The 15,777-nt window shown below is 39.0% G+C and carries 13 protein-coding genes; 11 read left to right on the top strand and 2 right to left on the bottom strand.

What is annotated here, in order from left to right:
• Positions 1 to 75 precede the first annotated feature (75 nt).
• The 3 genes from D172_RS19060 (at position 76) to D172_RS19070 (ending at position 4,110) form a co-directional block, all read left to right on the top strand.
• Positions 76 to 1,032, top strand: coding sequence for a porin (locus D172_RS19060; RefSeq protein ID WP_007375523.1), 957 nt, complete (start codon positions 76 to 78; stop codon positions 1,030 to 1,032).
• A 9-nt stretch (positions 1,033 to 1,041) separates the two neighbouring features.
• Positions 1,042 to 2,511: an SLC13 family permease gene (locus D172_RS19065; protein ID WP_007375522.1), complete on the top strand. Its 1,470-nt coding sequence runs from the start codon at positions 1,042 to 1,044 to the stop codon at positions 2,509 to 2,511.
• A 180-nt stretch (positions 2,512 to 2,691) separates the two neighbouring features.
• Complete coding sequence (locus D172_RS19070) at positions 2,692 to 4,110, top strand: coniferyl aldehyde dehydrogenase (protein ID WP_007375521.1); 1,419 nt, start codon at positions 2,692 to 2,694, stop codon at positions 4,108 to 4,110.
• A gap of 62 nt (positions 4,111 to 4,172) precedes the next feature.
• On the opposite strand, the gene D172_RS19075 is transcribed toward D172_RS19070, so the two are convergent.
• The gene (locus D172_RS19075; RefSeq protein WP_007375520.1) at positions 4,173 to 4,898 is read right to left on the bottom strand and encodes a tetratricopeptide repeat protein; all 726 of its coding nucleotides are present in this window, start codon (positions 4,896 to 4,898) and stop codon (positions 4,173 to 4,175) included.
• A 577-nt stretch (positions 4,899 to 5,475) separates the two neighbouring features.
• Here D172_RS19075 and D172_RS19080 point away from each other — a divergent pair.
• The 7 genes from D172_RS19080 to D172_RS19110 all read left to right on the top strand — a co-directional run bounded on the left by D172_RS19080 (position 5,476) and on the right by D172_RS19110 (position 13,512).
• Positions 5,476 to 6,339 carry a DUF6279 family lipoprotein gene (locus D172_RS19080; protein WP_007375518.1) on the top strand — a complete coding sequence of 288 codons (864 nt, stop codon included), beginning with the start codon at positions 5,476 to 5,478 and terminating at the stop codon, positions 6,337 to 6,339.
• Positions 6,340 to 6,500: 161 nt separating this feature from the next.
• Complete coding sequence (locus D172_RS19085; RefSeq protein ID WP_007375517.1) at positions 6,501 to 7,529, top strand: XdhC family protein; 1,029 nt, start codon at positions 6,501 to 6,503, stop codon at positions 7,527 to 7,529.
• Entirely contained in the window at positions 7,523 to 8,137 is a 615-nt protein-coding gene (locus tag D172_RS19090; RefSeq protein WP_007375516.1) for a nucleotidyltransferase family protein, read from the top strand. The genes D172_RS19085 and D172_RS19090 overlap by 7 nt, the downstream gene beginning before the upstream one ends.
• Positions 8,138 to 8,239: 102 nt before the next feature.
• On the top strand, positions 8,240 to 8,728 hold the full coding sequence (locus D172_RS19095; RefSeq protein ID WP_007375515.1) for a (2Fe-2S)-binding protein: 489 nt from the start codon (positions 8,240 to 8,242) through the stop codon (positions 8,726 to 8,728).
• A 12-nt stretch (positions 8,729 to 8,740) separates the two neighbouring features.
• Positions 8,741 to 11,032 carry a xanthine dehydrogenase family protein molybdopterin-binding subunit gene (locus tag D172_RS19100; RefSeq protein ID WP_007375514.1) on the top strand — a complete coding sequence of 764 codons (2,292 nt, stop codon included), beginning with the start codon at positions 8,741 to 8,743 and terminating at the stop codon, positions 11,030 to 11,032.
• Between the two features lie 95 nt (positions 11,033 to 11,127).
• On the top strand, positions 11,128 to 12,099 hold the full coding sequence (gene moaA, locus D172_RS19105) for a GTP 3',8-cyclase MoaA (RefSeq protein WP_007375513.1): 972 nt from the start codon (positions 11,128 to 11,130) through the stop codon (positions 12,097 to 12,099).
• Between the two features lie 414 nt (positions 12,100 to 12,513).
• Positions 12,514 to 13,512: a GGDEF domain-containing protein gene (locus D172_RS19110; protein WP_007375511.1), complete on the top strand. Its 999-nt coding sequence runs from the start codon at positions 12,514 to 12,516 to the stop codon at positions 13,510 to 13,512.
• A 30-nt stretch (positions 13,513 to 13,542) separates the two neighbouring features.
• On the opposite strand, the gene D172_RS19115 is transcribed toward D172_RS19110, so the two are convergent.
• Positions 13,543 to 14,481 (bottom strand): LysR family transcriptional regulator, encoded by a 939-nt coding sequence (locus tag D172_RS19115; protein ID WP_007375510.1) that lies wholly within the window; start codon positions 14,479 to 14,481, stop codon positions 13,543 to 13,545.
• Positions 14,482 to 14,600: 119 nt separating this feature from the next.
• Here D172_RS19115 and D172_RS19120 point away from each other — a divergent pair, with 119 nt between their 5' ends.
• A complete protein-coding gene (locus tag D172_RS19120) occupies positions 14,601 to 15,770 on the top strand; it encodes an efflux RND transporter periplasmic adaptor subunit (protein WP_007375509.1) in 1,170 nt (389 codons plus the stop codon).
• Positions 15,771 to 15,777 lie beyond the last annotated feature (7 nt).

Here is a 15,777-nt window from a genome sequence, read left to right on the forward strand (position 1 = left end):
GGTTTTTATATCATTGGCAGTAAATTTGCCTTATTAGAGCCGACAATAAGTTGATTCTAATAATTAGGACGCACAATGATAAAAACAACACACCTATCTACTTTGCTTATACCCCTGAGTAGTTTAGCAATATTGCCCAGTATTACTTTAGCCGCTGATTATACCGTTTACGGTAAAGCAGAAGTTCAAATCGCAAATACCGACACTGGTATTATGCGCTACGCCAAAGAAGGTACGCAAATTGAAGCGCCTTTTTCTCGTATTGGTATAAAAGGTCAGCATAAATTAAATGAATACTTAAGTGCAGTTTTTAAATACGAAGTACAGGTGAAGGGCTTTGAAGAGGATGATACAGAAGAGCCCTTTACAGCACGTAATACTTATTTGGGTCTAAAAGGGGCGTTTGGTGAAATCGTTATAGGTAGAAACGATACGCGCTTTAAATACTCCGAAGGAAAATTAGATAACTTCAATGAAACCCAAGGTGATATGGCGCAGGTAATTGCTGGGCAAGATCGGCTTGGTGATACGCTTACATACACATCTCAATATTGGTCTAATGCTCAGTTTTCGTTTACCTATGCTCCAAAAGACGATAATAAAAATAACAAAGCAGGGTTTGCAGCGACGCTAATCTACGGTGACCGTAATTTAAATAATACACCTTATTACGTCTCATTAAGTAGGGTTGATTCTTTGAACAATATTACAGCTAGCCGAATCGTGGGCGTGTATAAATTTGAGAAATTACAGCTAGGTGCACTGTACCAACATTCGGAATCAGTTGATGAGACTAAGTCAGGCAACGGTTATGTATTAAGTGCAAGTTATACAATTGATAAATGGGTTCCAAAATTACAATTTGCTAAAGATGACTCTGCAATTCGTCAAGAGTCAAAAGCGATTCAGTGGAGTACTGGACTTGACTATGTCTTTGACAAGCAAACCACAGCGTATCTTTTGTATACCGATTTAGATCTCCAAGAAAATGCGGATAATAGTGTCGCACTTGGTCTCAAGTACAAATTTTAAGGGCAAATTATGACTCAGAAAATTATAAAAAACGAGCCAGTGAAAAATACATTAACGCAAAAAATTATATTATGGCTTGGCCCTGCTGTAATGCTATTAACGTGCTTGATAGACCCTCCTAGTGGTATGTCTGGTCTTGCATTTAAAACCGCAGGGTTAGCTTTTTGGATGGCATCGTGGTGGGTTAGTGAAGTTGTACCAATACCTGCAACATCATTATTGCCACTTGTTATATCGCCGATTGCTGATATAGCACCTATAAAAAGTACCGCAGCGCCTTATGCACACCCCTTAATATTTTTATTTTTAGGTGGTTTTTTGATCTCCATTGCGATGGAACGTTGGGGGCTACATAAACGGATCGCGTTAACGACGATGCTTTATGCGGGTAAAAAGCCGAGTTTACAGATTTTAGCCATGATGTTGGTAACAGCATTTTTATCTATGTGGATGTCAAATACTGCAACGACAGTAATGATGCTACCAATTGCACTTTCAATCATACACTTAGTGAGCGAATCAAACTCAGAGGATGATGGATTTGCTAAAGCACTTTTGTTATCTATTGCATATGGTGCGAGCATTGGAGGAATTGCAACACTAATAGGTACACCGCCGAATGCCTTAATGGCGGCCTATTTGTCAGAAAGCTATCAAATCGAAATAGGGTTTGGTCAATGGATGCTTGTTGGTGTTCCGTTAGCAATTGTTATGTTGATAGTATGTTGGGTTTGGCTCACAAAATTCAGCTACAAGGTTGATGAAAAAACAGAACATTTACACGACAGTAAATCTGTTTTTATAAAAGAACTGACGACCCTTGGTCCTTTGCAGCGTGCTGAAAAAGGGGTGTTTTATGTGTTTGTATTAGCCGCTCTTTGTTGGGTTTTTAGACCTTTACTCGCTGATTTTTCTGGACTTAAAATTTCAGATACAGCAATAGCAATAGCGGCTGCATTGTTATTATTTGTTTTACCAGCCAATAAAGGCAGTGATGAACGAATTTTAGATTGGGTGAGTGCATCGAAAGTACCATGGGGAGTACTATTATTATTTGGAGGAGGGTTATCACTCGCTTCGCAAATAAAATCATCTGGCTTAGCACAATACATTGCGCATTTAATTGAAGGTGCAAGCGCAATACCTCTGGTTATGGCTGTATTGGTGGTTGTTGCGTTAATTACATTTTTAACCGAAATAACCAGTAACACGGCTACTGCCGCTGGTTTTTTACCTCTTTTAGGCCCTGTTGCGGAAAGTATTTTCGGATCGCCTTTAGTTTGGGTTATTCCAGCAGCTATTGCATGTAGCTGTGCGTTTATGATGCCAGTGGCAACACCACCAAATGCAATTGTTTTTGGCTCGGGGAAAATACAAATACGAGATATGATAAAAGCAGGGTTTATGCTTAATATTATTGCGATAATTTTAATTACATTAGTGACGATGACTATTGCAGCAAAAGTATTTAATTTTTAAACAAACTTAAACTTAGCTTATAGCTATCTCGATATGAGTCGTTTTGCTTATCATCTCAGTTCTGGGCAAAACGACTCTTAATGCTTACTTGTTTGGCTATTATAGCTAAATTAGTGTGATTGCTCGAAAAACAGTTCAGGGTTATTATCTGTAGTAACTTTGAAAATTGAGTAACCTACTTTGACCACTGACACTTCTAATACAGTTTCTTTAACCACACAGTTTGATGGGTTACAAGATGCCTTTCTAAGTACGCCTTATTTACCAATCAATAAACGTATTACGTTGCTAAAAAATCTCCGATTACGAATTGTTGAACTTGAAGAAGAGCTTGTAGATGCAGTTTCAAAAGATTTTGGCTACCGAACGGCATTTGACACTTTACTTGGCGACATTCTGCCTACAGTACAAACACTTGCGCATATAATAAAAAAATTGCCTAACTGGTCTAAACCAAGTAATCGTGCGGTAGGTTTAAGTTTATGGCCTTCAAAAGTCAGTGTAACTTATCAGCCTAAAGGGGTTGTTGGTGTTATTGCACCGTGGAATTACCCTATTCAATTAGCTATAGTACCTGTTGTAACAGCGATTGCCGCAGGTAATAGAGTGATGTTAAAACTGAGCGAATTTACACCACACACAAATGTGGTACTTGAAAAATTATTTAGCGCCGAAATACAAGAGCACTGCAAAGTAATTCAGGGCGGCAGTGAGGTTGCAAGTGAGTTTTCATCGTTGCCATTTGCTCACTTATTGTTTACGGGCTCAACTGCGGTGGGTAAATTGGTGATGGCCTCAGCGAGTCATAACTTAACACCAGTAACACTTGAACTTGGGGGGAAGTCACCCGTTATTATTACCGAGCAGGCTGATATTAAAAAAGCAGCGCAAACGTTACTATTTGGGAAAATGGCTAACGCTGGGCAAATATGTGTCGCACCCGATTATGTATTGGTACCACAAGCACTTGAGCATCAGCTCATTCAGCAATTATGTGAGCTTTATAAAAAGCATTTTGAAGAGGGTGTTGAAGGTAAAAACTTAACATCGATTATTAGCGATGCACATTACAAGCGTTTAACGGGTTATTTAGCGCAAGCACAAGAACTCGGTGCAACGATTGTAAAACCGCTTGAGCAAAACCAGCAAGATGCAGAAAAACACCGTATGGGGCTGCATATTGTTACACAGGTAAGCGATGAAATGCAGCTCATGCAGGATGAATTATTTGGCCCTATATTACCAATAATGAGTTATAACAAACTTGACGATGCTATTGATTACATTAAACAACATCACCATCCATTAGCACTTTATATTTTAGGGCAAGATAAATCTGCTCAAGACTATATTATTAAGCAAACACTCAGCGGTACAGTTGCTGTTAATGACACGCTAGTGCAAGTTACAGCAGATGATGTACCATTTGGTGGTGTTGGGCACTCTGGTATGGGTCATTACCATGGTAAAGAAGGATTTTTAACCTTTAGCCATGCTAAAAACACGCTAGTTTCAGGTTCATTTAATCCGCGAGTTGGTATGTTACTCAAGCAAAGTAACGTGCTTATAAAGCTTTTAAAGTGGCTTTATATTAAGTAGGTGTGGCTTCAGATGAAAAAAGCTGAACTATGGTAATAGTTCAGCTTTAGTGAATATAAAGATTAGAACAATCGGCCTTCACCAGCATATGTACCAGCTAAAATTTTGGTATAAATAGCGTCCGCTTTTTCTTTAGCTTCCTCAACTTCTTTAGGTAGCATTTTTCGTTCATCGAGCTTTCGGCTATGGCTTGCTTGCATATTACCGTTGTATTCAGCAATAGTATTCCAAATGTATGACTTTTCTAAGTCTTTTGGCATGCCTAAACCTTCAAAATACATGAGCGCTAAGTTAAATTGCGCTAGTGAGTAATTATTAGCGGCTGCTTTTTCGTACCATTTTTTTGCAAGTTCAAAATCGTGGCTAACGCCATCACCATTCGCGTACATAACACCAAGATTAAACTGCGCAGCGGGTAAATTTTTATTGGCTGCTTTTTCAAATAAGTTTAATGCCATTTGTTTATCTAACTTAACGCCTTTGCCTTCATCATATAACACCGCTAATGCAAACATAGAGTCTACATGGTTCTTCTTAACACCTTCTTGATAAAGTTGAGCGGCTTTACGGTAATCGCGAATTACACCGTAACCCCCTTCATATAACTTCGCGAGTTCATATATTCCAGGTGCATAACCTTTATCAGCAAGGTATTCAAACTCTTTCAGGGCTTCTTCAAAGTAACCTTCATTAGCTGCTTTAATGCCATCTTCGAGCCCTGCATGGGCAAAAGGGCTTGTAAGCAACACGCTAGCAAGTATTAAAGTTTTTAAATTAAACTGTGACATATTCATGTCTCCAATTAGTAATCGTTGCAATATGTATTAGTCAAACGTCATTTTATTACAAATTAATGCGCTAAATAGACTGTTGTAACGTTTAAATGTGAGTGCAAAAAGAAGTGTCTACTGTTATGTTTTACGCCAGCTTTTATATAAACGCAAGATACAGTGCTTCTAGTTTGGCTGAATATGTAATGTATAGCTCAAAACAGAGTTTTTTTGCATGAAGTAAATTTATAAGTGGTGTGTAAGATACAGATATTGCAGAAAATTTAAAGAAATAAAAAAAGCCCGTTAGGGCTTTTTTGAGTCATATCAACCGTCACTAATATGAGCAATGTAGCAAGTAATTGTGATCTTGAGTGCTGACTACTTGGGTCGAGTAAGTAGCAAACACGAAGCGGCACAGTCTTCTTAATTAAATATCAGCATCCTTGCTGTAACTTCTTCCTTAGGCACTGAGGTCGTTACACTGTGTTTATGCGAACGATTATCACTTGTAATAGAATGCAAGTCAATAGTAAATGATAATTATTATCAAATGAATTTATTTAATAACAATATAAGTTAAAAAAGGAATGGGATGCTAAACAACACTAAAATGAAAAAATTCAAACATGTAGGCGTCGCTATTAGCATGTTGTTTTTATGCAGTTGCTCTGCCTCATTTACTTATAATAATTTAAGCTGGCTTTCATCGTTTTGGGTTGATGATTATGTTGATTTAAATAAACAACAAAACAAGCAACTAAAAAAAATTATCGAAACAACACAGCATTGGCATAGGTCAACGCAGTTACCAGCATACAAACAAGATATACAAAATATAAAAACCTTGTTTAACGAAGGTTTAAAACCCGTTCGGCTTAAAGAACACGTTGTTTTTGCAAAAAAACATTGGCGAAATTTACTTGAATTCGCTTATTTGCCTTTGGCTGAATTAGGTGAAAATTTAACGCCTTTACAGCGCAAAACATTCATAAATAATATTCAAGAAAAAATTGATGAAGAACGCGATGAACTTAACGAGCAAACATTTATAGCACGTAAAAAAGATCGTTTAGAAGAACAATTAGAATATTACGAGCAATGGCTCGGAAAACTTAATGCTGAGCAAAAAATACTAATTAAACTGACCAACGATAAACATCAGGACTCAAGTGAGCTGTGGCTCGAATACAAACAACAGCGTTTAAATGCTGCTAAGCAAGTATTTGAAAGTGAAAATTTAACGCAATCTGAGTTTATTGAGCAATTAAGCACGGTTATAAAAGAGCGTGAATTATATATGAGCCCAGAGCTGCTTAAAATTAATGATGAAAATCTTAGTTTATATGTAAATTTATTAAATGAGTTAAATACCACTTTAAGTGATAAACAACGCGAAAATGTAAATGAACGTTTTGATGAGCTAATCGACACATTGGATGATATTATTGAGGGCTAAAACATTAATAATCAATCACTTTGCTATAAAAGTGTTACATAAGGTTACGGCAAAGTAAGGTTGCTGTTCAATTTTTGTAGTTGTTTAAACGAATCTAAAAATTGTCACGTAAAGTGGCAGTAATCATCGGCACACACGATGATTTTTTAAGGTAAAAGTGTATGGTTACTGATTTAAAAAATATATTAAATAGCTGGGAGCCTCTCAAAGATAAACAAGAGTGGGTTTTAGCCACTTTGTATCAAATAGAAGGTTCTAGTTATCGTAAGCTAGGCGCAATGATGCTTATTTCGAGTTTAGGGCAGCGTTTAGGTATGCTCTCTGGTGGTTGCCTAGAGGCTGACATACAGCGACATGCTAAGCAAGTAATGAGCACGTTAACTAGTAAAACGATAAGTTACGATGCAACAGATGAAGATGATTTAACATTTCAGTTAGGTATTGGATGTGGCGGTATAGTGCATATTTTACTTCAGCCAATTCATAAGGCTAACGAGTATTTGCAGCTTGAACATATGAGAAAAGCACTTAACGATAATATAGCGGGGCACTACCTTCAACAAGTGAACCCTATTATACCCAGTGGCTGTGGTGAATTTGCTCTAAACGCAGAGCAACAAGGTTTATCAATTAATCGAAAAGCTCAACTGATTGAAATTAATGATGCAACGTTTTTAGATATTTCTATTTACCCTGCGCCTCATATACTTATTGTAGGAGGTGGGGCAGACGCGGTGCCTGTTTATACACTTGCTAAACAACTTGGTTGGAGTGTAACCGTATGGGATACGCGTCCAGCAAATGCTAAAAGGCAGTACTTTACAAATGCTGATGCTATTTTACGTTCTAAGCCAAATCAATTACGTGAGTATTGTATAGAAAACAAAGTGGATGCCGCTGTTTTAATGGCCCACAGTGTTGAGCTTGATGCTAGTGTGCTTTGCAAACTCGCTGATATAACATTTAAATACATAGGTTTACTTGGCCCTAAACATAGACGGGCGCAAGTGCTAACGCAGGCGAATACTTCGCTAGAGAAAGTAAAGTCACCTGTATTTGGTCCTGTAGGCTTAAATCTAGGCGGCGACTCACCGGAGAGCATTGCACTTTCACTCATTAGCGAAATACACGCCGTGTTTTCAAATAAAAATGCCACCTCATTGAGTAACTGGGGAAATGAAAAGTGTTAATCGCTAAGGTGATATTAGCGGCGGGGCAGTCATCACGGTTCAATGGTTGTAAGTTAACTGCCGATATTGGCGCAGGCCAAACGATGATTGAACGTGCGGTTGATGTTATACAAGCACTTGATAGCTCACCTGTATTTGTCGTCACGGGTGCATGGCATAAAGAAGTAAAAAACACGCTCGAAAATAATAAAAATATTAAGCTGATTGAAAATAAACAATGGGATAAAGGTTTAGGTGATTCTATTGCGACAGCCACAAAAGCTATTTTAAAAGATCAGCAGCCAGATGGTATTTTATTTATGCTTGCTGATCAGGTTGAGCTTACTACAGATCATTTGAGTGAATTAGTTGCAAATTTTAAAAAGCATCCTGCTCGTTGGTGCGCTAATTACGGCGAGCGTTTAGGCGTGCCTGCGATATTTCCTAACGTTGATCTATCGAAGCTTAGCGACTTAACTACAGATAAAGGTGCGCAGCATCTACTGCGTTGCAATGATGAAGAAGTTAATACTGTTAATTTAAAATGTGCGAGTTTGGATATAGACACTCAAGCGCAACTCCATGAGTTTATAGAAAAACGCTGTAAAGTATTTTCACGACAAAAGTAATGAGTAAGGTCAGTAATTACATTTTTTAATAGTTATAGTAACTCTTTAAGCTATACGAATAACTTAAAGAGTTGCTATAAAAGCTTAATCAAGGGGCAAGCTATGGTGACGTTTACAATTAATGGCAAGGTGATTGAATCACACGCGAGTGAAGATACACCGTTGTTATGGGTTATTCGTGATGAAATTGGACTAAAAGGGACAAAATTTGGTTGTGGTATTGGGATGTGTGGTGCGTGTACTGTGCACTTAGATGGACAAGCTACGCGTTCGTGCTTGTTACCTGTAGGCGCTATTGCGGGCAAAAAAATTACTACCATCGAAGGATTAAATAACGAACACCCACTGCAAAAGGCATGGGTTGACGAACAAGTCCCACAATGTGGTTACTGCCAATCGGGTCAGATAATGCAAGCAGCTACATTACTAGCAACGAACCCAAATCCCTCTGAAGACGAAATAGCCAACTATATGAACGGCAACTATTGCCGTTGTATGGCATACAAACGCATTAAAACAGCGATTCAACGAGCGGCTGATGAGTCACAAAGTGTTGTCAATATTTTTGATCCAAACGCACAAGACGCTTAACTGGAGCTAATAATGAAAAAATTATTTCAAAAAAATAGTGAAACCGTTAATTTAAACCGCCGTTCGTTCATGATTGGTACTGCAAGCGCAGGTTTGGTTATGGCGTTTGCTCCAGCATTTTTTTCGGGCTCGCTAAGCGCTAAAGAATCAATAGCTCAGCAAGCATTCTCTCCTACAATTTGGTGGACAATGAACACCGAAGGTGGCGTCGAAGTAAGCATTGCAAAGGCTGAAATGGGTCAACATATAGGCACTGCATTAGCGCGTATAGTTGCAGATGAGCTGGAATGTGATTGGGAAAAAGTATCAATTACATATGTAGATACCCATGAAAAATGGGGTTATATGGTAACTGGCGGTTCGTGGTCGGTTTTTCAAAGCTTTAAACCACTTTCCCAAGCAGGTGCCGCTGGTAGAATTGCGCTAATAGAAGCAGGCGCAAAAATGCTGGGTGTGGCTGTAGATACATGCCACGCTGAAAAAGGGTATATAATCTCTGGCGATAAATCTGTTAGTTATACTGATTTAGTTAAAAAAGGTGAGTTTAATCGTACTTTTACAAGTGAAGAAGTTGCTACTTTACCACTAAAACCTGCCAATAAACGCCATTTAACAGGGCTTAAACAAGATTTTAAAGCGCTTGATATACCAGCTAAAACCAATGGTACTGCTGTGTATGGTATTGACGTAGAAGTTGAGGGGATGCTCTATGCTCGTCCAGTAATTCCGCCAACACGGTTTGGCAGCAAAGTGATAAGTGTTGATGACACAGCAGCAAAAGCTATTAAAGGGTACAAAGGTTATGAGATTTTAACCGACCCGAGTAATACGGTAGAAGGGTGGGTTGTTGTACTTGCTGATAACTACCCCAGTGCCATTAAAGCGGTTGATGTATTAAAGGTTAAGTATAAAAAAGGTAACGCAGCAAACGTAACTGAGTCTGATATTCAAAAAGAGGGTATACGTTTGTGTGAGCAAACCGATTCAGGCACTTTATTTGTTGATGAAGGCAATATTAAGAAAACGCAAAGCGATGCCAAAGAATTACTTGAATCAATGTATACCACAGCGACCGCTAGCCATTACCAATTAGAGCCTTTAAATGCCCTTGCTCAGTATAAAGATGGAAATTGGATTATCCATACCGGTAATCAATGGCAGTCGCTAACACTACCTGCGATAGCTAAAGCACTTGAAGTAGCGCAAGAGAAAGTGATTATTCGCCCTTATTATTTAGGTGGTGGCTTTGGTCGTAGATTATTTGGTGATTGGACTGTACCCGCAGCCCTTACAGCTAAAGCAGTAGGCAAACCTGTAAAACTTGTATTTACTCGAGCTGATGACAGCTTATTTGACCAATCACGCTCAGCTTCTGTTGCAAAAATGACGGCATCGTTTGATAAAAACGGCGTTTTCACGGGCTTAGAACATGCTTTTGCTGCGGGTTGGCCAACCAAGGCAATGGCACCGGGGTTTTTATCCCCAGGTGTTGATGGAAAAGGCAAGTTTGACGCGTTTTCTGCATCGGGTGCCGATCATTGGTATAGCATGAACAGCCATCGCGCAAGAGCCATTAATAATGAGCTTGTACAAAGCACATTCATTCCAGGATGGTTACGCTCGGTTGGGCCAGGTTGGATTGCGTGGAGCCTTGAATCGTTCATTGACGAGGTTGCACACAAACAGGGGAAAGACCCTGTTGCTTTTCGCCTTGAAATGCTAGATGCAAAAGGCAAGCAAGCAGGTAAAGCACCAGAGAGTATCGGCGGGGCAGCACGCTTGCATAACGTACTTACAAAAGTATCTGAAAAAGTAGCCAATATTAAGTTAGGTGAAAGTGAAGGTATCGGCTTTTCAGCGAGTTCAGGGCAAGAACGTACAATGCCTGCATGGATTGCTACAGCGGCACATGTGCATGTAAATCGTGGTAATGGAAAAATTACCCTTAAAAAGCTGTATATTGTTGTTGATGCAGGTTTAATAGTTCATCCTGATGGCGCGTTAGCGCAATTAGAGGGGTCTGCACTTTGGGGAACGAGCCTTGCGTTGCATGAATCAAATACGTATCAAAACGGACAGGTTTCAGCGACCAACTTTAATACTTACTTACCACTTAGAATGAAAGATGTACCGGATATGGATATTGAATTTATACAAAGTGACGAGTTTCCGGTTGGTTTAGGTGAGCCGGGCGTTATTGGTATCGCCCCCGCGATTGGTAATGCGGTGTTTAATGCGGTTGGCGTTCGTTTACGAAACCTACCTATGAAACCAGATGAGCTTAAAAAGGGCTTATCAACATAAAACAGTAAAAGCAGTATATGTGTAAGAGGTTTGTATTTTAATGCGACCTCTTTAACATGTAATAAATATACTTAAGTTATACCCAAGGTTTAGTTATGTTAGTCGATCCAGCAGGACGAGAATTTAGTTACTTACGTTTATCAATTACCGACGTGTGTAATTTTAAGTGTGTTTATTGTTTACCAAATGGTTATCAATGTGACCACGACCGAGACTTTCTTTCGCTTAACGAAATAAGTAATACAATTAAAGCATTTGCTCATCATGGTATTAAAAAGGTACGTATTACCGGCGGGGAGCCAACGCTTCGAAAAGACTTTATAGATGTCATCCGCGCAGCAAAAGACACAACCGGTATAAGTCAAATCGCCGCGACCACAAATGGTTTTTCTTTACAAAAAAACATTAATGATTGGGTAAATGCCGGCTTAAGTGCCATTAATGTGAGTATTGATAGCTTTGATCCACGTATGTTCAACTCAATTACAGGGCACGATAAATTTGCGTCTGTGATGCGTGGTATAGATGCAGCGGTTGATAGCGGTATTTCGTCAGTAAAAATAAATAGTGTACTGATGAGACAATATAACGCCTCAGAGCTAGACACCTTTTTAAGTTGGCTTAAACACCGACCTGTCACTATTCGTTTTATTGAATTGATGCAGACAAACGATAATAAAGATTTTTTTGATGCAAACCATCTCTCAGGTGAATCAATAAAAACCAAGTTATTGCAAAAAGGGTGGCAACGTATCATTCAAGGTGCTTCAGCGGGCCCCGCGCAAGAGTTTTCGCACCCAGATTATCAAGGTAATATTGGCTTAATAATGCCCTATAGCAACGACTTTTGTAGTACCTGCAATAGATTAAGGGTGTCTTCGTTAGGTAATTTACATTTGTGTTTATTCTCTGAAGAGGGCATCTCTCTAAGAGAGCATATGAACAGCGATTCAAACGAAGCGTTAATCGCATTGTTATCGCGCTATATTAAAACTAAAAAGCCATCTCACTTATTGCAACAAGGTAATACGGGTATTACGACTAATTTATCGATGTTGGGTGGCTAGCTGATTTTTAAGTATAAATAAGCCCGCAGCAATAAAGTGTTTTTTTATTACTATTGAAGGGCGATTTAATCGCGGCGTGAGGTTTGCGAACTCGGTAACAGTTTCTGCGTTACTTTCCTTGTTACATCTATGTATGCAACAAGGAATAAATCGCTCCTAGGATGAGCCAACTGGCTGCGCGTGTTTGGTATTTATGTTGCGGTATCGCCTATTGATGGGGAATAACCACACTGCATAGGCTTTGCCTTGCCTAAAAACCAAACACACTGCTGCAAATTCACCCTCCAAAGGTCAACACGCCCTAGCTTAACTTACTAAAAACAGTACTAATACTCAGAATTTTATATTTGTAAAGCTTGTTATCTCTATTTTTCACGTTAAACTGGATTTTTATTTCATTATTAAGTTTTATGAATGGATATCGCAGCTCTTAATAGTACCAAAGTTCTGAGATGGAATGTACTTAGGTGGATGTGCTTCTGCTTTGGCAGCTTATCTGCAATCTTTTCTGCCTTTAATTTAACAGTAAACAACTTTTATACACTTGGTTATTTAGAAATATGTTTTTCTTTATATTGTTTGTACACTTTTATTCGCTTAGGTAAACAAGCGCTTCAAGCTTGGCAATCGATTGTAATGTGCGCGCTTATTACATTAATAGTGGTGTTTGGAACTTACATAGCAACGCCTAAAAATGGTGTATTCATTTGGTCATTTGCGCTCCCCATTTTGTATTATCTTCTGCTTGGTAAATACGCAGGGGTAATTTTATCAGCGTCCTTACTTAGTCTGCAAAGTATTATCTTATTCGAAAAGTCGCCATTGCTCCCCTTTACCACATTTAATCTAAGCTTAAATTTATCACTCACGTATATAAGTATATGGGCAGTGTCACATATTTTTGAAGTGAGTAGGGCACATTCTTCTAAACGATTAAAAAACTTAGCATTACTTGATCCATTAACAGGAGCAGGCAATCGACTTTCAATGAGCCATTATTTTGAAGTGGAACTACAAGATAAATCTCAACTTTTTTTGTTTTTATTAGATTTAGATTTTTTCAAACAAGTGAATGATAAATATGGTCACGATGTCGGCGATAAAGTACTCGTAGAAATTGCTGCATTGTTAAGAGTGACTCTCGCTAAAGGGTATGTATTTAGAGTAGGAGGCGAGGAGTTTGCACTTCTTAGCTCATTCAAAAACGCTGATGATGCGTTTGCCGCTGCAGAAAAACTAAGATCGATAGTTGAAACCACTAATATAGACATTGACGGTAAAGTGATTAATTTAACCATCAGTATTGGGGTAACTGAATACAAAAATGGTCAAACTCTTCTTGAATTTGTGAACTTAGCAGATAAAGAACTCTATAAAGCAAAACGCCTTGGGCGCAATAAAGTATATGGTTAACGTATTGAAGAAAACTCTACTCAACTTGGTTTAATACATTTGTTCAAAGTTAGGAATGCCATTTTCCCAAATTGGTTTATCTTTTCCTAAGTACTCTCGGACCGCATCAAAAAACAATCGCGTTCGCACAGGTAAGTCACGATGTGGGTAAACAGCATACATAGCACTGTATTCCATCAATTTTATATCCGTTAAGAGCGGAATTAATTTACCTTCGGTGATTTCATTGCCAATTATAAATGCGGGTGCTACAAAATAGGCCGTGCCTGAAATTGCTTTCATTAGGAGTACTTCCGCATCGTTTGCACGATATACGCTCTTTATTTTTTGCTCACAAGGCTCACCTTTACTATTGTAGTAATCGACTCCTTCAACCCTTATAGAATTGCTAGCATAGCTTGCTGCGGGCAAATCTGCTAAATCTTCCATTGTTTTAGGCATCCCATAAGTCTCTATAAACTCAGGTGCTGCGACAATCAATAGTCGGTTACGCGCAATTTTACGAGCAATAAGCGATGAATCTTTTGGCTCGCCAACTCTAAATGCTAAATCAAAGCCTTCGGACACAATATCAACGAGCCTATCATCTAAACGAAGTTCTACCTCAACCTGAGGAAAGCGTTTTTGAAAGTTATTCAGTACCGGTTGCAAGTAACGGCGTCCGATCAAGGTTGATGATGTGATTTTTAATACGCCTCGGGGCTCTAAATGGTAGTTTTCAGCCATGCGCACTGTTTCACCAAGCAGCTCTCTTAGCTCAGCGGCTTTTTTTATCATTTCTGCGCCTGCAGCAGTGAGTGAAAATGAGCGAGTCGTGCGATTAAGTAGCCTAACGCCGAGTTCGTCTTCTAAGCGACTAATTTGCTTAGAAATAACAGAACGGTCAATGTTACGAATTTCAGCCGCTTTGGCAAAAGAGCCTTGTTCTACCACCTCAAGCAACATCAAAAGCCGACTTGTCGTATCCATTATTACATCCTAATTAATTTATTGATGCCATTTTGGCACTAATGAATTTAAAAATCTATGCTTTTTGTCCGCAAGCTTAATACGTACTATGCAACACTAATTATAAAAGGAGCGTCTTCATGAAAAAACATTTAATTGCTGCTGCACTCGCTGGCGCATTATTAACACTTGCGGGTTGTGCTGACGAAAGCACACCACCTTCAGCTCAGGCGCAACATCTTCAACCAATTGATGTTGCAACGGTACTTGTTAAACCAGTACAGAGTTGGCACACCTATACAACGCGTTTAGAGTCTCCTCAAGAAGTGGCATTAATGCCGCGTGTGTCAGGTGTTATTGATCACATTGCATTTAATGAAGGCGACAATGTTAAAAAGGGCGATCTATTATTTAAGTTAGATGACCGCCCATTTGCGGCTGTGGTAGCAAGCCTTGAAGCACAAATTAACAGTGCACAAGCTGCATTAGAACAAGCAAAAAGTGAAGCTAAACGCGCGGTACGTTTAACACAGCGTAAAGCAATCTCTACTGAGCAGGCTGAATCTCGTACATCTGTTTTACGCCAACGTGAAGCACAGCTTGTTGCTTTGCAAGCACAGCTTACATCAGCCGAACTAGATTTAGAATTTACTTCAATTGTATCGCCAATTGATGGAGTTATTTCGCGTGCAAACATTACTAAAGGCAATAATATTATTGCGGGTCAAAGTGTATTAACAAGCATTGTTTCTAACGAAAAAATGTATGCATACTTTGATATTGATGAACGCACTTGGAATAGTGCTTTTAGTAATGTAACAGCCGCTAGCCGCCAGCCTGTTGTTATGCAAAAAGTAGGGCAACACGACTTTGCATACAAAGGGTATATCAACTTTATTGATAACCAAATTAATGCCTCTACGGGTACTTTGCGTGTGCGCGCTGTATTTGACGAAGATAATAACCAACTTCGTTCAGGGTCATTTGCGCGTATTAAATTAGCGGCGAATTCAATTAGTGAACAAATTATTGTGCCAGACAGAGCAATCGGCACTGATTTAAAAAATCGCTTTGTATTAACCGTTGGCGAAAACAACGTATTGCAGTACAAATTAGTCACTGTGGGTGAGCGTTATGGTTCGCTTCGCGCAGTAACATCGGGTTTGTCTGAAGGTGATGTGATTGCCGTAAATGGTCCTGCTCGCGTAGGCCCAGGTATGCCAATTGCACCAAACACAGTGACAATAGACAGCAGTGATGTTGCATTCACACTCTCTAATGACGAATCACGCTTAGTGGCTAAGCAATAAGGTTTAT

Origin of the sequence: Pseudoalteromonas sp. Bsw20308 (genome assembly GCF_000310105.2) — a bacterium.
In the GTDB taxonomy this organism is placed as follows: domain Bacteria; phylum Pseudomonadota; class Gammaproteobacteria; order Enterobacterales; family Alteromonadaceae; genus Pseudoalteromonas; species Pseudoalteromonas fuliginea.